Source organism: Achromobacter aegrifaciens, assembly GCF_902859735.1.
Taxonomy (GTDB): domain Bacteria; phylum Pseudomonadota; class Gammaproteobacteria; order Burkholderiales; family Burkholderiaceae_B; genus Achromobacter; species Achromobacter aegrifaciens.
Map to the genome: position 1 here is coordinate 26721 of NZ_CADIJY010000018.1, position 19136 is coordinate 45856.

Here is a 19136-nt window from a genome sequence, read left to right on the forward strand (position 1 = left end):
GTCCTCAGTCCAGCGCCACGCGCAGCGCCGCCGAGGCGCTCCAGGGGCATAACAGGATGGCCAGGCACAGGCATGCGCCCAGCAATGACAATTGCGGTCCGGCGCCCATGCCGGCGTGCGAGGCCGACACCGCGCCAGCGCCGAAGATCAGCACCGGCACATACAGCGGCAGCACCAGCAGCGGCAGCAGGGCGCCGCCGCGCAGGCCCAGCGTCAGCGCCGCGCCCAACCCGCCGACCAGCGCCAGCGTCGGCGTGCCCAGCAGCAGCGACAGGACCAGGATGCCGATGGCCTGCGGCGACAGGCCGAATTGCAGGGCCAGTACCGGGCTGGCCAGGATCAGGGGCAGGCAGCTGCTGAACCAGTGCGCCGCCAGTTTGGCGCCCACCAGCAGCGGCAGCGGATGCGGCGACACCAGCAGCTGTTCCAGCGCGCCGTTGTCGTAGTCCTGGGCGAAAGGCCGGTTCAGCGTCAGCAGGATGCCGAGCAGGGCGCAGACCCACAGCACGCCCGGCCCGATGGCCAGCAGCAGCGCGGCGTCGGGACCGACCGCCAGGGGGAACAGCGTGCCGGCCACGATGAAAAACAGGGTGGCGCCCAGCGTGTCCGCGGGCCGTCTCCAGGCCAGGCGGATTTCACGCAATGCCAACTGCGACAGCGTAGCCAGCATCCGCGTAGTCATCCATGTCCAGGGTTTGAGTATGCGCGGCGGCGGTGCCAGGTTCGCGGTGCGAGGCGAGCACGGCGGCGCCGCCAGCCGCGAGGTGGGCTTCCAGCGCCAGGCGCAATTGCTCCAGGCTGGCAGTGTCCAGCCCGGCGTCGGGTTCATCCAGCAGCCACAGGGGCTTGGCGCCGAGCACGACCGCCGCCAGCGCCAGCCGCCGGCCCTGTCCCTGGGACAGGCGCAGGGCGGGCATGTCGGCGCAGGATTCCAGGCGCCATGCGCGCAAGGTGTCCGATAAACGAGTTTCTGCCTGCGGCGTGCCGGCGACGTGCAGGGCGTAACGCAGGTTCTCGGCGGCGCTCAGTTCGCCGCACAGGCCGTTGCCATGCCCCAGGTAGGCCATGCAGGCACGGTAGCCGGCGGGGTCGTGGCGTGCGTCGCCGCCGCGCCACAGCACGCTGCCGGCCAGCGGCCGCAGCAAGCCCGCGAGCATGCGCAGAAGACTGGTCTTGCCGCTGCCGTTGGCGCCGCGCACATGCAGCAGTTGGCCGCCATGCAGCTCGAAATCCACGGGCGCGGAATAGCCGCGGCGGCTGGTCAGGCCGCGCGCGCAAAGCATGGGCGGCGGCGCATCAGCGGGCCGCATGCGCCACTTCCTTGCCCGGGCCCGTGGGCTCGGGCGCCATTGAGGTCGGGCCCGGTCCCATGTTCGGCAATTTGTGGGCGATGCCCTTGTGGCAATCGATGCAGGTCTTGCTCTTGTCCGCCAGATAGGTGGAGTGCATGTTCTGCGCGCGCGGACTCTGGCGCGTGAAGTCCATGTACTCGTAATTGTGGCAGTTGCGGCATTCCAGCGAATCGTTGGCCTTGAAGCGCGCCCATTCGTGCTGGGCCAGCTCCAGGCGCTTCTCCACGAACTTTTCGCGCGTGTCGATGGTGCCGAAGATCTTGCCCCAGACTTCCTTGGACGCCTGCATCTTGCGCGCTATCTTGTCGGTCCAGTTGTGCGGCACGTGGCAGTCCGAGCACAGCGCGCGCACGCCGGAGCGGTTGGTGAAGTGGATGGTGCCTTTCAGCTCGGCGTACACGTTGTCGCGCATTTCGTGGCAGCCGGTGCAGAACTTCTCGGTGTTGGTGAGTTCCATGGCGGTGTTGAAGGCGCCCCAGAACAGGATGCCGCCGATGAAACCGCCGACCGTCAGGAAGCCCAGGCTGAAATGCACGCTGGGCCGTCGGATGATGTTCCAGTAGCGCTTGATGAGTCCGAGCATGGCTGCCTCCGGTCGCTTACTTCTTGGCGGGCGCCGGGGCGGACAGGCGCTTGAGGATCACATCGATGTCCTGATAAGTATTGGACACCAGAGGCTTGGCCTCGGTCTGCGGCACGTGGCACTGCACACAGAAGTAGCGGCGCGGCGAGACTTCCGCCAGCACGTTGCTGTCGCGGTCCATGTAGTGGGTCACGCTCAGGGGCGGGGCCTGGGTTTCCTCGGTGTTCACGCGGGCGTGACAGGCCAGGCAGCGGTTGAAGTCCTTGTCGACCTGGTAGCCGTCGATCTTGTGCGGAATGGTGGGCGGCTGCATGGAATACGTGCGCATGCGGCGGATGTCCTTGTTTTCGACCGGACTGATGAGCGGCGGGTCGGTTTCCTGCGCGACCGGGGTGGGGCCGCGCATGGGGTCTTCGACCTCCAGCGGCGGCGCCGCCCAGGCGGCCGAACCAAGGATGACGCATGTCGCGAGAGTAAGGGCGCGTAGGTTCATGGCTGTCTCCGGTTCGCCTTTCAGACCTTGACGATCTTGACCGCGCACTTCTTGAAGTCGGTCTGGAACGAGATCGGATCGGTGGCGTCCAGCGTGACCTTGTTGATCAACTGGCCAGCGTCGAACCAGGGCACGAACACCAGGCCGCGCGGCGGCTTGTCGCGCCCGCGGGTTTCCAGGCGCGTGCGCATCTTGCCGCGCCGCGACACGACCTCCACCTCGACGCCGCGCCGCAGGCCCATTTCCTGGGCGTCATCGGGGTGCATGAAACAGACCGCGTTGGGGAAGGCCCGGTACAGTTCCGGCACCCGCCGCGTCATCGAGCCCGAATGCCAGTGTTCCAGGACGCGTCCGGTGGACAGCCAGAACGGGTATTCCTTGTCCGGCGATTCCGCGGGCGGTTCATAGGGCAGGGCGTAGATCACGGCGCGGCCGTCGGCATTGCCGTAGAACTCGAAACCGGCTCCTGGTTTGACGTAGGGGTCGCTGCCTTCGCGGTAGCGCCACAGCGTTTCCTTGCCCTTGACCACGGGCCAGCGCAGGCCGCGCACTTCATGGTAGGTATCGAACGGCGCCAGGTCGTGGCCATGGCCGCGGCCAAATTCGGCGTATTCCTCGAACAGCCCCTTCTGCGCATAGAAGCCGAAAGCCTCGGCTTCCTGGTTGGCGTAGTCCTTGTCGCGCTCGGTGTTGGGATAGCGGTTGACCTTGCCGTTGGCGAACAGCACGTCGAACAGCGTCTTGCCGCGGTATTCGGGCTTCTTGGCCAGCAGATCGGCAGGCCAGACGTCCTCGACCTTGAAGCGCTTGGAAAACTCCATCAGTTGCCACAGGTCCGAGCGCGCCTCGCCCGGCGCGTTGACCAGCTGGTGCCAGAACTGGGTGCGGCGTTCCGCGTTGCCGTAGGCGCCTTCCTTTTCGACCCACATGGCGGCCGGCAGGATCAGGTCGGCCGAAATAGTGGTAACGGTGGGGTAGGCGTCCGACACCACGATGAAGTTGTCGGGGTTGCGGTAGCCGGGCAGGCCTTCATTCATCAGGTTGGCCGCGGCCTGCATGTTGTTGTTGACCATCACCCAATAGGCGTTGATCTTGCCGTCCTTGAGCATGCGGTTCTGCAGGACCGCATGCGCACCCACCTTGCTGGGGATCGTGCCGTCGGGCAACTGCCAGATTTCCTCGGCGTGCGCGCGGTGCTTGGGATTGGTCACCACCAGGTCGGCCGGCAGGCGGTGCGAGAAGGTACCCACCTCGCGGGCGGTGCCACAGGCCGAGGGCTGGCCGGTCAACGAGAACGGGCTGTTGCCCGGCGTGGAGATCTTGCCGGTCAGCAGATGGATGTTGTAGACCATGTTATTGGCCCACACGCCGCGGGTGTGTTGGTTGAAACCCATGGTCCAGAAGGATGTGACGCGCACCTTCGGGTCGGCATAGAGTTCGGCCAGCTCTTCCAGCTGCTTCTTGGGCAGGCCGCTCAGCTTGGCGGTGTAGTCCAGGTCGTACTTGGCAACGAACTTGGCGAAATCGTCGAACGTGATGGGCTTGGAGCCGCCGGCGTCGCCCGCGTTCTTGGCGGCCTTCTGCAGCGGATGATCGGGCCGCAGGCCGTAGCCGATGTCGGCATTGCCTTCGCGGAAAGTCGTGTGCTTGTCCACGAAATCCCGGTTCACGCGCTTGGTCTGGATGATGTGGTTGGCGATGTAGTTCAGGATCGCCAGGTCCGTCTGCGGCGTGAAGGTCAGCGCGATGTCGGCCAGCTCGTAGGAACGGTGCTCGAAGGTGGACAGCACGACGACTTTGGTCTTGGGCGCGGACAGTCGGCGATCGGTCACGCGGGTCCACAGGATCGGGTGCATCTCCGCCATGTTGGAGCCCCACAGTACGAAGGCATCGGCGTTCTCGATGTCGTCGTAACAGCCCATGGGCTCGTCAGCGCCGAAGGTGCGCATGAAGCCCACCGCGGCCGAGGCCATGCAGTGGCGCGCGTTCGGGTCCAGGTTGTTGCTGCGAAAGCCCGCCTTCATCAGCTTGAGCGCGGCATACCCTTCCCAGACGGTCCATTGGCCCGAGCCGAACATGCCCACGGCCTCGGGACCCTTGTCCTTCAGTACGCGCTTGAACTGCTCGGCCATGACGTCGAAGGCCTGGTCCCAGGACACTGGGGCAAATTCACCGTCCTTGGCGTACTTGCCGTCCTTCATGCGCAAGAGCGGCGTGGTCAGCCGGTCGTTGCCGTACATGATCTTGGACAGGAAATAACCTTTGACGCAGTTCAGGCCCTTGTTCACCTCGGCGTTGAAATCGCCGTGCGTGGCCACGACCTGGTTGTCCTTCACGGCGACGTTCACGCCGCAGCCGGTCCCGCAGAACCTACAGGGCGCCTTGGACCACTTGAGCTTGGCGGCCTCGGATTCGGTGACGATGTTCTGCGTGTAGCCGACGATGGGTATGCCAGCCACAGTCGCGGCCGCGGCCGCGGCAGATTGCTTGATGAAGTCTCTACGAGCCATTGCCATCGTCAATCTCCTCGTTCATCGCGTCCAGCGAGTCGGCGTGCTGGTAGACCAGCGCCGAAGCCAGCACGCCATCCAGGCGCTGGATCTCTGAGATCCGGGCCATCATGTCGTCGGTGGAGGGGGCTTCCAGGGTGACCACCAGCTTTCCGGTGTCGGAAGCGCCATGGATTTCCGCTCCGGCAATTGCAAGAATCGCCTGGCGGACGTCGGGCAAGCGGCGCGGCGCGGCGTGCACCACCATGCTGGCGATGTGCAGCTCTGGCGGCGCCGCAGGCGGCGCGGAGTGGGGGAGCGCGGACATGGGAGGGGTTCCGTCGCGTCGCATCAGCTACCGGGAGGGCCGGCAATCAGCTGATAGAACCAGACGAGGAAACCGTAGCCTGCCACGATGATGACCGACAGGACGGGGGCCATGACGGCCGTCAGGAACAGGAAACTTCGTAGTTCCTGAGGCTTGGTGTAGCCATCGGACTCGTTTTGCACACAGCACCTCACTACGACAGTTGGGGCATTGCGTTTAACGTGCGGATACCGAAGCTTTTAGCAGATGGCTTTGAAGGGCGTCAATGTTGCACCACGGCGTAACAATGTGCTGGGACCGATGGGCGGTTCAAGCAGCTGGCGGGAGCAGCGCTGGAATGTCCCGCTTCAACAGGTCCAGGACCGCCCGCACGCGCTGCGGCATCGGACGCAGGGGCGGAATCAGCGCATTGAGCGGAAGCGGCGGAACGCGATAGCCGTCCAGCAGTTCGACGAGGCGTCCTTGCGCCAGTGCCTTGGCGCACGCGGGATGCTGCAGGATGCCGATGCCGCCGCCGGAGAGGATCAGATCGTACATGGGACGCCAGTGGCTGACCGTCATGGCGGTCTTGATGCGCGTCTGGACCACCGGCCCGTTTTCGCGCGAGAGCGGCACCTGGTCGTTCGCGAAAATGGCCTTCAAACGAATGAACGGATGGAAGGCCAAGTCCGCCGGCGTTTCTATGGGGCCGCGAGCCGCAAGGTAACAAGGTGCCGCGACCAGCTTGCGGGCCACCCAGCCAAGCGGGAAAGCTATATAGCCTCCGTTTTCATTGAGGCGGCCCAGGCGCAGCGAAATGTCGAGGCCCTCGGTGACCGGGTCGGCGATGGTGTCGTTCAGCATGAGATCCACGTGCAGATCGGGGTGTGCCGTGCGCACGTTCATCAGGGCCTTGGGAACCACGATCTCGCCCAGGCACTGCGGCGCGGCGAGTCTCAGGCTTCCTTGTATCTTGGCGTTACTTAACGATACGGAATTTATTGTCAATTCCGCCGCGTCCAGCAGCTGCTTGCCCTGTTCGTAGAACGTCCGGCCTTCAGCCGTGCAGCTCAGCTTGCGCGAACTGCGCACCAAGAGGCGGGCGCTTAGGAAACGCTCCAGCTTGTCGATGCGTTCGCTCACGGATGGTTGGCTCATGTCGAGATCGCGCGCCGCGCCCGAGATGGTTCCGCGTTCCACCACGCGGAGAAAAATGCGTATCGCTGCCAACAAATCCACGGAACGCTCCTCATGAAACCAATGCCCCGATTCTGAGACGGATGAGCGGTCCATTTGTTTAGTGGGTGGAACGGCGGAAATGTTGGTTTCCGCTGTTACCTACCTGCGGCCAGCCGGCATAGGAAGGCTGCGCCGATACGTCCCATAGGCCCAAGTGCAATGTGCGATTGCAATTGCGCGCCGTAGTCTTGGCCTCAATGCATCACCCGATGCAGTCGCTGCGGGACTCCTCCGCCGGCAAGCGAGGCGTCCCGCGTTGGTCCTGGCGCATTTCCTTTTCCATCTCCATCAATAGATCGACCGCTTGCGTGGCGCAGTTGGCGAGAGCCCGGCCGCTTGCATAGCGGGTGGCGTTAGTCGCCGCAGCGTGTTCCGGGTGCCGTTTGAGTCACACGTAATGGCTGCGTAGACGAGAACTTCCCTAGAGTTTTTGAACTGGAGCATCCATTCATGAACAAGATACTCAGGAACGTTTGGATCGATGCGGACGAAGACGCGGCGGGAGGCCGGCAGTCCATTCGGAAGCGCCTGAAGCTGAACATGCGGCTGGATATCGCAGCGGGGCTTGCGATACTTGCCGGTCTGGCGGGTACGGGTCCGCAGGTTCATGCATCAACGTACAACCCGAATGGTTGCGCCTCTCCCAAGGCGACGGGACCCGACGGCGTAGCCTATCCTGCGGGCAAGACTCCGAGCGATGGATCCGGCCTGTGGTCCAACGTTATCGGATGCGATGCCGATGGCGGCGGCTACACCGGCGTGCAGGTCCTGGGCTTTCAAGCGACGGCGACGGGCAATGCCGCGACCGCCCTGGGGTTTGCGGCTACGGCGGCAATTCGGAGCACCGCTGTAGGCATGCAGGCCGGAGCCCTTGCCCTGGGTTCGACCGCTCTTGGTCAATGGGCGCGCGCCACGGCCGTCGGCAGCGTCGCGATCGGCGGCAATAATTCCTCCAATTCGGCGGCGGCGGGTGCGCAGGCATCGGGGCTCAACGCCGTTGCGGTCGCAGGAGAATCGCGTGCCATGGGGGCGGATTCCGTTGCGATAGGCACGCGTGCGCAGGCACGGCGCGATGGCGATGTGGCCCTGGGCATCGGCAGCGTGGCTGATGGCGCAACAGGAAACTTCTCCGCGGTGGCTATCGGTCGCGGCAGCTCGGCGATCGGTGAAAACTCGGTGGCGTTGGGCAATGCCAATCGGGCCTCGGGACCAGGCGCCGTCGCGCTGGGCAATAGCTCGGCGGCTGCGGGCGCCGCGGCGTTGGCCGTAGGCAACGATGCCAACGCGCTGGCGGCGCGGAGCATGGCGTTGGGGTTCGATTCGGTCGCAACCAACTCGGACGACGTCGCGCTGGGGGCGGGCTCCGCGACTGCTGCCGCCGTCGGCACGTCTGGCGCCGCGATCGCGGGGCGGTCCTATTCGTTCGCCGGGTCGGCGCCCGCCAGCACGGTCAGCGTGGGCAGCACGGGTGCGGAGCGCTCCATCACGAACGTTGCGGCGGGGCGGCTTGGCGCCCTTAGCACGGATGCCGTCAACGGTTCGCAGCTCAATGCGACGAATCAGGCGGTGAATGCCCTGGGCGACCGGGCGGTGACGTATGACGGCAACGAAGGTGATCCCAGGAGCCTGATCACGCTGGCGGGATCGGCATCCACGGACGGCGGCATGACGGGCGGCACCAGGCTCACCAACCTGGCGCGCGGGGCCGTGTCGGCCACCAGCACCGATGCGGTGAACGGTGCGCAACTGCATGACACGAACCAGGAGGTGCAGCGCGTGGGCGACAGGGTGACGACCATGGGCGATACGGTGACCAGCATGGGCAACACCGTCACGACCCTGGGCGACACCGTGACGAATCTCGGCGATACGGTCACGACCATCGGCGGTACGGTCACGACCTTGGGCGATACGCTCACCAGCCTCGGCGGCTCGCTGGCGAATCTCACCGGGGACACGAGCGCGACATACACCGACGCCAACGGCCTGGGCATCCGCTATGCGCGGACCAACGAGCGCGGGTTGACGCCCAGCGATGCCTACGCGCAGAACCCCGGCAGTACGGCGCTGGGCTACAACGCGCGAGCCACGGCCGACAACGCGCTGGCGCTGGGCCGCGAGGCCCAGGCAAGCCATGCCGGCAGCGTGGCGCTGGGCGCGAATGCGGTCGCTAATGGCGCGACGCTGGGCGCGGCGGCGTACCGCTCAGGTACGGCGGCGGTGGCGGGCGCTGCGCCAGTCGGCGAAGTGAGCATAGGCTCGGCGGGCGCGGAACGCCGCCTCAGCCACTTGGCCGCGGGCGCGTCCGACACGGATGCGGTGAACGTAAGCCAGCTCAAGTCCGTGGCCGAGAACGTGGGCAGCCTGGGCGACCGGGCGGTGACCTATGACGGCAACGCGGGCGATCCCAAGAGCCTGATCACGCTGGCGGGATCGGCATCGACGGACGGCGGCATGACGGGCGGAACCAGGCTCACCAACCTGGCGCGCGGGGCCGTGACGGCCACCAGCACCGATGCAGTGAACGGCGCGCAACTGCATGAGACGAACCAGGAGGTGAAGCGCGTGGGAGACAAGGTCACGACCATGGGCGATACGGTGACCAGCATGGGCACCACCGTCACGACCCTGGGCGACACCGTGACGAATCTCGGCGATACGGTCACGACCATCGGCGGTACGGTCACGACCTTGGGCGATACGCTCACCAACCTCGGCGGCTCGCTGGCGAATCTCACCGGGGACACGAACGCGACATACACCGACGCCAACGGCCTGGGCATCCGCTATGCGCGGACCAACGAGCGCGGGTTGACGCCCAGCGACGCCTATGCGCAGAACCCCGGCAGCACGGCGCTGGGCTACAACGCGCGGGCCACGGCCGACAACGCGCTGGCGCTGGGCCGCGAGGCCCAGGCAAGCCACGCCGGTAGCGTGGCGCTGGGCGCGAACGCGGTCGCCAACGGCGCAACGCTGGGCGCGGCGGCGTACCGCTCAGGTACGGCGGCGGTGGCGGGCGTTGCCCCGGTGGGCGAAGTGAGCATAGGCTCGGCGGGCGCGGAACGCCGCCTCAGCCACTTGGCCGCGGGCGCGTCCGACACGGATGCGGTGAACGTAAGCCAGCTCAAGTCCGTGGCCGAGAACGTGGGCAGCCTGGGCGACCGGGCGGTGACCTATGACGGCAACGCGGGCGATCCCAAGAGCCTGATCACGCTGGCGGGATCGGCATCCTCGGACGGCGGCATGACGGGCGGCACCAAGCTGACCAACCTGGCGCGCGGGGCCGTGACGGCCACCAGCACCGATGCAGTGAACGGCGCGCAACTGCATGAGACGAACCAGGACGTACAGCGCGTGGGCGACAGGCTGACGGGCATGGGCGATACCTTGACGACCATGGGCGACACGTACACACACCTGACGGGGAACCCTAGCCTGATCAGCAAGGCCGACAATGGGCTGGGCTTGCGTTATGCGCGGACCAACGAGTTGGGACTGGCGGAAGATGATGCCTACGCGCAGGGCGTGGGCAGCACGGCGCTGGGCTACAACGCGCGGACGTCGGCCGGCGACGCGCTGGCGTTGGGACGCGATGCCCAGGCGAGCCAGGAAGGGAGCGTGGCGCTGGGTTCAGGCTCCGTGTCCGCCCGGGCGCTGACGCCGACCACGGGCAGCCTTGCGGTCGGCAGCGGTGGCGCCCTGGTGCCGTTCAACACGGCGGATCTCACCTTGCTGGGAGCGGTATCCGTGGGTCGCGATGGCGCGTACCGCCAGATTACCAACGTGGCGGACGGGACCGAGGAGCATGATGCCGTGACTTTGCGCCAACTGACCGGCGCGATCGGCTCCTTGACGACCACTGGGACCCAGTACTTCCATGTCAACTCGACGACTTCCGATTCGCTGGCGGTAGGGCTTGAGTCGATCGCGGTCGGCCCGCAGGCCGTGGTCAATGGGGACCGCGGCCTGGGGATCGGGGATCGGGCGGTAGTGGATCAGGGTGCGCCCGGCGGCATCGCCCTGGGACAGCAGGCGCGTACCACGTCGGCGGATAGCATTGCGGCGGGAACGCAGGCCCTGGCTGATGCCGTCCAGGGGGTGGCCCTGGGCGCGGGCAGCCAGGTTGTCGCGGGCGGTGGCGTAGCGCTGGGTGCGAGATCGGTCGCCAAGACGGTGGCCGGGGCAGCAGGGTATGTGCCCCTGGGAGCCAATGGCGCGTCCGTGAACGCCACGCGCAGCACCTTGGCCGCGTTGTCTGTGGGTGACGCCGATGCCGGCATGTATCGGCAGATCAACGGGGTGGCTGCGGGTACTGTGGATTCCGACGCCGTGAACGTCAGCCAGTTGAAGGCGCTGGCCTCGAATGTGAGCGGGCTCGACGCGGGAGGGGTGAAATACGACCTCAATGCGGACGGCACCAGCAACTACGGCATGGTGACCTTTAATCCCGGCGGGGCGGCCACCGTGCTGAGGAATGTGGCGCGGGGCGCGCTGTCGGCGGACAGCACGGATGCGGTCAATGGTTCGCAGTTGTTCGAGACCAACCAGTACGTGAAGGCTATAGGCGATACGGTCGACAACTTCGCCAAGGGCGGCGCTGGAATCAAGTACTTCCATGCCAACGGCGGGGCGTCGGCGGCGCTGCCGGATTCACAGGCCAATGGTCCAGGCAGTATCGCGGTCGGACCGGGCGCGGCCGCCAATGGGGTGAACTCGGTGGCCTTGGGCAACGGCGCGGTCGCAGGGAAGGATGGCGACGTGGCGTTGGGCGGGGGCGCCGTGGCGGACCGGGGAGCGCAGAGCTATGCCGGCAAGTATTCGGAGGCGCAAAACAAGTCGGCCGGCACGGTGTCGGTGGGCTCGTCGGGCGCGGAACGCACGCTCAGCAATCTGGCCGACGGCCGCGAGGCCACGGACGCCGTGAATCTGCGGCAACTGGACGGCGCGCTCAAGCAGGCCAACGACTATACCGACAAACGCTTGCAGGACGTGGCAGGCAATGTGCTCCAGGTCGGCGACCAACTCACCGCGCTGGACGAACGCATGACCGGCATCGAAGGCGATGTGACGAACATCGGCAATGGCGCCGCGGGCATGTTCCAGACCAGCCAGGAAGTAAAGGCGGCCAAGCCGCCCAAGGCCAGCGGCGGCAACTCGGCGGCGGGCGGCGCGGGCGCCGTGGCCTCGGGTAAGAACAGCACCGCGATCGGCAATGGCGCGCAGGCGTCCGGCGCGGGAGCCACGGCGTTGGGCAACGGCAGCAAGGCGTCGGGCAGTAATGCCGTGGCGCTGGGCGCGGGGTCTGTCGCCGACCGCGACGACACGGTTTCGGTCGGCGCGGCCGGAGCCGAACGCCAGATCACGAACGTGGCCCGCGGCGCTGCGGGAACCGACGCGGTGAACGTGAGCCAGTTGCGAGAAGTAGAAAGCGGCCTGAGCAAGCAGGTGGCGGGCTTGCGCAAGAACGTGCAAGGGCTGGACAACCGGTTGAGCGCCGGCGTGGCTTCCGCCATGGCGATGTCGGCGCTGCCGCAGGCCTATCTGCCCGGCAGGAGCATGTTCAGCATGGGCGGCGGTACGTGGCGCGGAGAAAGCGGCTTTGCCATGGGGCTGTCCACGGTGTCCGACAGCGGAAGATGGGTGGTGAAGGGCCTGGCCAGCAGCAGTTCGCGCGGCGACTACGGCGCTAGCGTGGGAGTGGGATATCAATGGTGAATACATGTGGCACGAACGCAGGCTCGCGGCCCGCAGCTGCGGCCTCAATGATTCATGAGAGGTATACAGCCATGACACGTCGCATCATTCTTCCGGCTTTGATTGCATCGAGCGCATTGCTGGCGGCTTGCCAGCCCATGGTGGCTCAGAAGGGCGCGAATGCCGCGCCCCGCGCCGCCCAGCCTGCGCCGCAAGACACCGCGGCGCGGGCGCGGATGGCCATCCCGGCGGTCGAGTTCCGCCTGGCGCAGGACCAGCCGGGCGCCGATCTGCGCGAGCTGCGCATGTCCGACAAGACCTACTACTTCCTGCTGGCGCCCGCGCTTACCCGGGCAGACCTGAATACCGCCACGCCCATGAAGACCCGGGAGGGGCAGCCTTTTGTCAGCTTGCGATTCACGCCGCCAGGCGCGCGCAAGCTGGCGCAGATCGGCCGCCAGTACCCCGGGAAGTGGCTGGTGTTCACGATAGACGGCAGGCTGGTGGGCGTGCCGCGCATCGCAGGCCCCATGGAGGAGGGCATCCTGAACCTGACGATGAACTCGGAGGAGCAGGCAATCAGCGTTGCGCAAGCGATAGAAGGGGCGGCGCAGTAGCGCCGCCCAGGCGGAGTCAGCCGATCGCCCCGTAGATGCGGCGCGCGTCGGCGGCCGTGGCCAGCGGGCGGCCCAACGCCTGCGCGCCTTGCGCGGCCTGCAATACCAGCGCCGAGTTGCCCGGCGCGGTGCTGCCATCTCGCAGCTTCAGGTTGTTCTCGAAACCCACGCGCATGTGGCCGCCGAACGCTGCGGCCGTGGTGACGCAGGCGTTTTCCTCGGGGCCGAAGGCGCATACCGCCCACGGCAGGGACTGGTCGTACGCGGCCAGGAAGGGCAGCAGGTCATAGGCCGAAGAGGTCTGGCCCGCGCTGTAGCGGCCCAGCACGAACAGCACCGACCACGCTCCTGGCGGCACCAGGCCGCGCGCGCGCAGGGACAGCCAGCGGCGCACGTCGCCTTCGTCGTACAGGATGATCTGGGTCATGATGCGGCGCTCGGCGATCCAGGCGAGGAAAGCCGCCAGCTCGCTTTCCGGGATCTCCGGCACGGCGATCTCGCGCAGCCCGATGGACACGGCCTCGGGTTGCAGCTCGCGCACCAGGGCGATCTGTTCCGCCGCCTTGTAGACGCCGGCGGCTTCGCTGGTCACCTGCACCAGCAGTTCGTCGCCCACGGCGCCGCGCACCGCGGCCAGGGCGTCACGGTAGGCCTGGGCGTCCAGCAGGTGGCTGCCGTCAGGCTTGCGCACGTGCATGTGCATCATGGCGGCGCCGGCGTCCAGGCAGGCGCGCGCTTCGTGCGCCAGAGCCTCGGCGGTAAGCGGCACGGCCGGATGGTCGGCGGCCTTTTTGTAGGCGCCATTGGGCGCCACGGTAATGATGACGGGCGAGTCGGCCAGCGCGGCGCGGGGCAGGGGGGTGTTGCTCACGGCTTGATCTCCGGCAGTTCGGGTGCAATCAGGTCCAGGCCGGCGCGTAACAGGCGGTCGTAGCGCGCGCGCTCGGCAGCAGTGGTTTCGGGCGTCCAGGTGTAGAAACCTTCGCCCGTCTTCATGCCGTGGCGTCCGTCCTGGGCGCGTTCGGTCAGGCAGCGCGCCGGCTCGCTGGCGTTGCAGAAGGTGGGGTACATGGTGGCGCCGGCGGCGGCATGCACATCGATGCCGGCATGGTCGCGCTGCATCACCGGGCCGGCCGCCAGGAAGCGGAAGCCGAAGCCGAAACGCACTGCCGCGTCCACGTCTTCCGGCGAGGCGATGCCGCGGTCGATCAGGTCGAAGGCTTCGCGCGACAGCGCGTGCTGCAGGCGGTTGGCCAGAAAGCCAGGCAGGTCCTGGCGCACCTTCACCGGCACGCTGCCGCAGCGCCGCATGAATTCGATCAGCGTGTCGGCGCAGGCGTTGTCGCTGGCTTCGCCCAGCACCACTTCCACCAGCGGCACCAGATGCGCGGGCATGAAGAAGTGCAGGCCCAGCATGCGGCCGCGGGTAGCCAGGCCCTGGCTGATGGCGCTGATCGGGAAGCTGGAGCTGTTGCTGGCCAGGATGGCATCGGGCCGGGCGCGTTGCGCCAGGTCCGCAAACAGCGCCTGCTTGATGTTCAGGCGTTCGGGTATGCACTCGATGACCAGGTCCACGCCGGACCAGTCCACCTCGTCCAGGCTGGCGGCGGTGGACAGCAGGGCGGCGTTCGCTTCCCGGCCTATGGTCTTGAGGTTTTCCGCGACACGGGCGGGTACGCCCGCCGCGCGCTCGGCATTCGATTCGATCACCGTGGTCCGGCAGGCCGCGCGGGTCAATACCACGGCCACGTCGGCGCCCATGGTGCCGCCGCCCACCACCACCGCATGCGCCGCGCCCGGATTGGGCAGCGCGATCGCGTCCGTCTGCATGGTTTGCTCCTTTATCTGAAACTACGCTGCGGGCGAGTGTAGAGAACCTGTTTTGATTGATGAATCAGATTTTTTGGATAGAATGATCTTATATTTAGATCAATAGAGGGACCGCGCCAGGCATGCAGATCAATCTTTCGATGCGCGATATCGATACCACGCTGGTGCTGGGCCGCACGCTCAACTTCCGCCAGGCCGCCGCGCAGTTGCACCTGTCGCAATCGGCTCTGTCCACGCAGATCCAGCGCATCGAAGAGGCGCTGGGCGTGCGCCTGTTCGACCGCACCACGCGCACCGTCCGCCTCACCGCCGCCGGCGAGGTCTTCATGCAGCAGGCTGCTGCGCTGCAAGTGGCCTTCCGCGACGCCATTGCCGCGGTCAGCGGCATCGTCAACGCGGAACAGGGGCAGGTGTCGGTGGCTGCCTTGCCCTCGATCGCGGCCCGCCTGCTGCCGCGGGTGCTCATGACCTATCGCCAGGCCCATCCGCTGGTCGCCCTGAAAGTACGCGATACCTTGTCCGGGCCGGCTTTCGATCTGGTGCGCGCGGGCGAAGTCGACTTCGCCCTGACCGCGGCGGACCCGCAGCATGCGGATCTGCACTACGTGCCGCTGATGTCCGACAGTTTCCTGCTGTTGATCCCCGAAGCCCATCCACTGGCGCGCGCCCGCGGTCCGCTGCGTTGGGCCGATACGGCGGATGCGGCGCACGTGTCCATGGTGCAGCCCAGCAGCGTGCGGCAGTACACGGAATGGGCTTTCCTGCAGAACCGGATACGCTTTACGCCGGCCTTCGAGGCCGAGCATCTGACCACCATCGTCGCCATGGTCGAATGCGGATTCGGCGTTGCCGCGCTGCCCGAAATCGCCGCCGCGGCGGTAGCGCAAATTGGCATCGTCCAGCGTCCGCTGATCGGACCGGTGGCCGAGCGTTCGATCGGGCTGGTCACGGCCCGCAACCGCAGCCTGTCGCCCGCCGCGGCGGCGTTGGTGCAGACCTTGAAGGAGTATCTGGCGCAGCAGGCGCGCCAAGCCGGGCCGGTGGTATTATCCTCAGTACACTAACTAAACTGGAGCTGCCTCAACGTGCCGGATGTACAGAAAAAGACGACGTCCCAGAAGCGCGTCGCAACTCATAAGACAGACACCAAGATCTTCGATCCGGCCAAGCAGGTGCTTTGGTCGCGTCCGGGATATCTGGTGCGGCGCCTGAACCAGATCCACTACGCCATGTTCTACGAGGAGTGCAAGACGCAGAACGTGACGCCGGTGCAGTATGGCGTGCTGACCGCGCTGTCGCTCAGTCCCTGGCTGGACCAGACCGCCATCGGCATGGAGCTGGGGCTGGATCGCACCACCACCGCAGACGTGGTCAAGCGCCTGCAGGAGCGCGGCCTGGTGGAACGGCGCATCAATCCCAACGACAAGCGCTCGCGCCAGGCCGTCATCACCCAGGAAGGCCTGCGCATCATGGGCATCCTGCAGGAAGGCATGGCGCGCGCCCAGCAGCGCCTGCTGGAGCCGCTGTCCACGCGCAATCAGGAAATCTTCATGAAGCTGCTTTCCACCCTGGTGGAAGCCAATAACCAGTACAGCCGCACCACGCTCAAACCCATGTAGGGCCGAGGCCGGCTGCCTGGCTCAGCCTTGCAGCGCGCTGGTCTGCGGCGCGCTGCGGGCGGCTTCGCCGTCGCCCAGCGTGTTGCGCACCCAGATCAGTTCGGCCGCGATCGCCACGGCGATCTCGGCCGGCGTCTTGCTGGCGATGCGCAGGCCCACCGGGCCGTGCAGGCGGGCGATCTGGCTGTCGTCCAGGTCGAACAGCCGCAGCCGCTCGCGGCGCTTCTGCTGGTTGGCGCGCGAACCCAGCGCGCCCACATAGAAGGCCCGCGATTTCAATGCTTCCAGCAAAGCCATGTCGTCGAGCTTGGGATCGTGGGTGACCGCCACGATGGCGGTCCGCTCGTCGGTGCCGATTTCCAGCACGGCGTCGTCGGGCATGCTGGTGAGCAAGGTAGCCTGGGACTGGTTCCAGTCGCCGTAGAACTCCTCGCGGGGGTCGCAGACCGTGACGTGGAAATCCAGCGTGGCGGCGATGTTGGCCAGCACCTGGGCGGTCTGGTTGGCGCCGATGATGAGCAGCCGCCAGCGCGGGCCGTACACGCTGCGGAAGATGCGGCCGTCGAAGTCCGGGCCGTCGGCCGGACCGGCGGGAGACACCGAGCTGCTGCCGTCCTGCAGGTCCACCGTGCGTTGGATCAGGCCATGGCCGCGTATGGATTGCAGCACCAGGTCCAGCCATTGCGTGTCGCGCAGCGGTTCGCTGATCAGGCGCAACGTGCCGCCGCAAGGCAGGCCGAAGCGCGCGGCCTCGTCGCGGGTGACGCCGTAGGTCAGGCGCGCCGGGGCGTCCTCGAGCGTGCCTTCGCGGGCGCGCAGCATCAGGTCGTCTTCGATACAGCCGCCGGAAACCGACCCGACCATGCGGCCGTCCTCGCGCAGCGCCAGCATGGCCCCGGCCTGGCGCGGGGCCGATCCCCAGGTCTGCACCACGGTCACCAGGTGCACGCGGCTGCCCGCGGCTACCCAGTCCCGCGCATGTTGCAATACGTCCAGATCCAGAGCGTTCATCGGCTTCTCACAGTGAAAGGCCGCGGCGCTGCCACGGCTTATATTCACTATACTGATCATCATGGCGACTGTCTCTAGTGTCTATCCCTACCCGATCCCCGCGCGCGTCGGCATCCTGTTGGCTGCGGGGCGGGGCTCGCGCTACGCCGCGCAGCGGCCCGGCGCCGACAAGCTGCTGGCGCCGCTGCCGCAGGGCGCGCGCGTGGCGGCGGCCAGCGCGCGCACGCTGCGCGCGGCGGTGGAGATGGTCGTCGCCGTGGTGCGGCCCGGCAGCGCCGCGTTGGCCGGATTGCTGCGGGCCGAAGACTGCGTGGTGTTGGAGACCGACCGGGCAGAGGAGGGCATGGGCGCCAGTCTGGCCGCGGCGGCGCAGTATTTGCAGGGCCTGCCCGGCACGCCTGCCACGGTGCTGGTCGCGCTGGCCGACATGCCCTGGATCCAGCGCGCCAGCCTGGCGAGCGTGCTGGAGGCGCTGCGCGATGCGCCCATGGCCGCGCCCTCGTACCAGGGGCAGCGCGGCCACCCGGTGGGATTCCGCGGAGACCTGCTGGCGCAACTCGCCGCGCTGAGCGGGGACGAAGGCGCGCGGCGGCTGCTCAAAGGGCCAGGCCTGCAATTGGTCCCCGTCGATGATCCCGGGGTGTTGCGCGATGTCGACACGCCTGCCGACCTGGACGAAGACGGCTGAACGCCGCCTGCGGGCAAGGCCGCCGCGGCGGCCTTTTTTTGCGCTTCGGGATTTCCCTAATTTGTCAGTACGCTGACTATAAAGTCAGTATACTGACGTAAATTCGGAAGCCCTCGCAGGGCTTTTCCCAATGGGAAAGCGGCTGCGCGCGATTCCGGTTGTTCCGATGTAATAGTCAGTGTACTGATAAACAATGCTGACGCGCCGTGGCAGGACAGGGTCCGCGCCATCAAACTGGGAGTAGGGGAATGAGCAAAGTACGCAAGATCGCGTTTGAGGAGCACTACACCGCGGTCGGATTCAAGGACTATTCGAAGAGCTTCGCGCAGCACATCGATCCCGCCGTGCTGGCCGACCTGGCCGCGCGCCTGGTGGATTTCGACGAAGTCCGGCTGGGCGAAATGGACCGCGGCGGCATCGACTATGTCATCCTGTCGCAGACCGGGCCGGGCGTGCAGGCCGAAGCCGACGCCGCCGTCGCGCTGCGCCGCGCCAAGGAGAACAACGATTTCCTGGTCGAGCAGGTGGCCCGCCACCCGACGCGCTACGGCGCCTTCGCCACCGTGCCCATGCACGATCCTCTGGTCGCCGCCGCAGAACTGGAGCGCTGCGTCAAACAGCTGGGCTTCAAGGGCGCGCTGATCAACGGCCACACCAATGGCGTGTACTACGACGGCCGCGCCTATGACCCGTTCTGGGAAAAGGTGCAGGAGCTGGACGTGCCCGTCTACCTGCACCCGTCCGATCCCTACGTCATTCCGCAGGCCTACTCGGGCCACCCCGAGCTGGTGGGGGCATGCTGGGGCTGGGGCGTCGAAACCGCCACCCATGCGCTGCGTTTGCTGTTCGGCGGCGTGTTCGACCGGTTCCCCGCCGTCAAGCTGATCCTGGGCCACATGGGCGAAGGCCTGCCGTTCCTGCGCTGGCGCTTCGACAGCCGCTTCGCGGTCTATTCGCACGGCATCAAGCTGGCGCGCGCGCCTTCCGAATACCTGGGCAGCAACATCCTCATCACCACGTCCGGGGTCTGTTCGCCTCCCACGCTGATGGCCGCCATCGCCGAAATGGGCCGCGAGGCGGTGATGTTCTCGGTCGACTATCCCTACGAATCGACCGCGCTCGCCGTGGAATTCATCGAGCAGACGCCGATGGACGACGCGACCCGCGAACTGATCTGCAACGGCAACGCGCGGCGCCTGTTCAAACTCTGAATC

Annotated in this window: 17 protein-coding genes; 6 read left to right on the top strand and 11 right to left on the bottom strand. The window is 66.8% G+C overall.

Annotated elements, in window-relative coordinates; all coding sequences use genetic code 11:
* Positions 1–4: 4 nt before the first annotated feature.
* The 8 genes from ccmB to HV766_RS27570 all read right to left on the bottom strand — a co-directional run bounded on the left by ccmB (position 5) and on the right by HV766_RS27570 (position 6463).
* The gene (gene ccmB, locus HV766_RS27535; RefSeq protein ID WP_175182224.1) at positions 5–670 is read right to left on the bottom strand and encodes a heme exporter protein CcmB; all 666 of its coding nucleotides are present in this window, start codon (positions 668–670) and stop codon (positions 5–7) included.
* A complete protein-coding gene (ccmA, locus tag HV766_RS27540) occupies positions 636–1310 on the bottom strand; it encodes a heme ABC exporter ATP-binding protein CcmA (RefSeq protein WP_054459206.1) in 675 nt (224 codons plus the stop codon). Before ccmA ends, ccmB begins: the two co-directional genes overlap by 35 nt.
* Positions 1297–1935 carry a cytochrome c3 family protein gene (locus HV766_RS27545; protein ID WP_054459208.1) on the bottom strand — a complete coding sequence of 213 codons (639 nt, stop codon included), beginning with the start codon at positions 1933–1935 and terminating at the stop codon, positions 1297–1299. Before HV766_RS27545 ends, ccmA begins: the two co-directional genes overlap by 14 nt.
* A 16-nt stretch (positions 1936–1951) precedes the next feature.
* Entirely contained in the window at positions 1952–2428 is a 477-nt protein-coding gene (locus HV766_RS27550) for a nitrate reductase cytochrome c-type subunit (protein WP_054459211.1), read from the bottom strand.
* A gap of 20 nt (positions 2429–2448) precedes the next feature.
* Positions 2449–4944 carry a periplasmic nitrate reductase subunit alpha gene (gene napA, locus HV766_RS27555; protein ID WP_054459212.1) on the bottom strand — a complete coding sequence of 832 codons (2496 nt, stop codon included), beginning with the start codon at positions 4942–4944 and terminating at the stop codon, positions 2449–2451.
* Positions 4928–5245, bottom strand: coding sequence for a chaperone NapD (locus HV766_RS27560; RefSeq protein ID WP_054459214.1), 318 nt, complete (start codon positions 5243–5245; stop codon positions 4928–4930). Before HV766_RS27560 ends, napA begins: the two co-directional genes overlap by 17 nt.
* Positions 5246–5268: 23 nt before the next feature.
* On the bottom strand, positions 5269–5427 hold the full coding sequence (gene napE / locus HV766_RS27565) for a periplasmic nitrate reductase, NapE protein (RefSeq protein ID WP_013393095.1): 159 nt from the start codon (positions 5425–5427) through the stop codon (positions 5269–5271).
* Positions 5428–5554: 127 nt separating this feature from the next.
* Positions 5555–6463 carry a LysR family transcriptional regulator gene (locus HV766_RS27570; RefSeq protein ID WP_175182225.1) on the bottom strand — a complete coding sequence of 303 codons (909 nt, stop codon included), beginning with the start codon at positions 6461–6463 and terminating at the stop codon, positions 5555–5557.
* 450 nt (positions 6464–6913) lie between these two features.
* Here HV766_RS27570 and HV766_RS27575 point away from each other — a divergent pair, with 450 nt between their 5' ends.
* Entirely contained in the window at positions 6914–12178 is a 5265-nt protein-coding gene (locus tag HV766_RS27575) for a YadA-like family protein (protein ID WP_175182200.1), read from the top strand.
* Positions 12179–12249: 71 nt separating this feature from the next.
* On the top strand, positions 12250–12774 hold the full coding sequence (locus HV766_RS27580; RefSeq protein ID WP_156337482.1) for a SecDF P1 head subdomain-containing protein: 525 nt from the start codon (positions 12250–12252) through the stop codon (positions 12772–12774).
* 16 nt (positions 12775–12790) lie between these two features.
* On the opposite strand, the gene HV766_RS27585 is transcribed toward HV766_RS27580, so the two are convergent.
* Both HV766_RS27585 and HV766_RS27590 read right to left on the bottom strand, forming a co-directional pair.
* Positions 12791–13645, bottom strand: coding sequence for a beta-keto acid cleavage family enzyme (locus HV766_RS27585; RefSeq protein ID WP_175182201.1), 855 nt, complete (start codon positions 13643–13645; stop codon positions 12791–12793).
* Positions 13642–14604 carry a 3-hydroxyacyl-CoA dehydrogenase family protein gene (locus HV766_RS27590; protein WP_175182202.1) on the bottom strand — a complete coding sequence of 321 codons (963 nt, stop codon included), beginning with the start codon at positions 14602–14604 and terminating at the stop codon, positions 13642–13644. The genes HV766_RS27585 and HV766_RS27590 overlap by 4 nt, the downstream gene beginning before the upstream one ends.
* Positions 14605–14726: 122 nt before the next feature.
* Here HV766_RS27590 and HV766_RS27595 point away from each other — a divergent pair, with 122 nt between their 5' ends.
* Both HV766_RS27595 and HV766_RS27600 read left to right on the top strand, forming a co-directional pair.
* Positions 14727–15668, top strand: a complete 942-nt coding sequence (locus HV766_RS27595) for a LysR family transcriptional regulator (protein WP_175182203.1) — start codon at positions 14727–14729, stop codon at positions 15666–15668.
* A gap of 87 nt (positions 15669–15755) precedes the next feature.
* Complete coding sequence (locus tag HV766_RS27600; RefSeq protein WP_370127811.1) at positions 15756–16223, top strand: MarR family winged helix-turn-helix transcriptional regulator; 468 nt, start codon at positions 15756–15758, stop codon at positions 16221–16223.
* Between the two features lie 21 nt (positions 16224–16244).
* Here the strand turns inward: HV766_RS27600 and HV766_RS27605 are convergent, their stop codons facing one another.
* Positions 16245–17234, bottom strand: coding sequence for an XdhC family protein (locus HV766_RS27605; protein ID WP_175163841.1), 990 nt, complete (start codon positions 17232–17234; stop codon positions 16245–16247).
* 61 nt (positions 17235–17295) lie between these two features.
* Between HV766_RS27605 and HV766_RS27610 the strand changes: the two genes are divergently transcribed.
* Both HV766_RS27610 and HV766_RS27615 read left to right on the top strand, forming a co-directional pair.
* On the top strand, positions 17296–17922 hold the full coding sequence (locus tag HV766_RS27610; protein ID WP_175182204.1) for a nucleotidyltransferase family protein: 627 nt from the start codon (positions 17296–17298) through the stop codon (positions 17920–17922).
* 248 nt (positions 17923–18170) lie between these two features.
* Entirely contained in the window at positions 18171–19133 is a 963-nt protein-coding gene (locus HV766_RS27615) for an amidohydrolase family protein (protein ID WP_059378445.1), read from the top strand.
* Positions 19134–19136 lie beyond the last annotated feature (3 nt).

Bases quoted from the DNA above. Each gene is read 5' to 3' on its own strand.
- ccmB (WP_175182224.1), bottom strand. From the start codon at position 670: ATGCTGGCTACGCTGTCGCAGTTGGCATTGCGTGAAATCCGCCTGGCC.
- napA (WP_054459212.1), bottom strand. From the start codon at position 4,944: ATGGCAATGGCTCGTAGAGACTTCATCAAGCAATCTGCCGCGGCCGCG.
- HV766_RS27595 (WP_175182203.1), top strand. From the start codon at position 14,727: ATGCAGATCAATCTTTCGATGCGCGATATCGATACCACGCTGGTGCTG.
- HV766_RS27605 (WP_175163841.1), bottom strand. From the start codon at position 17,234: ATGAACGCTCTGGATCTGGACGTATTGCAACATGCGCGGGACTGGGTA.
- HV766_RS27575 (WP_175182200.1), top strand. From the start codon at position 6,914: ATGAACAAGATACTCAGGAACGTTTGGATCGATGCGGACGAAGACGCG.
- HV766_RS27590 (WP_175182202.1), bottom strand. From the start codon at position 14,604: ATGCAGACGGACGCGATCGCGCTGCCCAATCCGGGCGCGGCGCATGCG.
- ccmA (WP_054459206.1), bottom strand. From the start codon at position 1,310: ATGCGGCCCGCTGATGCGCCGCCGCCCATGCTTTGCGCGCGCGGCCTG.
- HV766_RS27615 (WP_059378445.1), top strand. From the start codon at position 18,171: ATGAGCAAAGTACGCAAGATCGCGTTTGAGGAGCACTACACCGCGGTC.
- HV766_RS27580 (WP_156337482.1), top strand. From the start codon at position 12,250: ATGACACGTCGCATCATTCTTCCGGCTTTGATTGCATCGAGCGCATTG.
- HV766_RS27610 (WP_175182204.1), top strand. From the start codon at position 17,296: ATGGCGACTGTCTCTAGTGTCTATCCCTACCCGATCCCCGCGCGCGTC.
- HV766_RS27550 (WP_054459211.1), bottom strand. From the start codon at position 2,428: ATGAACCTACGCGCCCTTACTCTCGCGACATGCGTCATCCTTGGTTCG.
- HV766_RS27545 (WP_054459208.1), bottom strand. From the start codon at position 1,935: ATGCTCGGACTCATCAAGCGCTACTGGAACATCATCCGACGGCCCAGC.
- HV766_RS27560 (WP_054459214.1), bottom strand. From the start codon at position 5,245: ATGTCCGCGCTCCCCCACTCCGCGCCGCCTGCGGCGCCGCCAGAGCTG.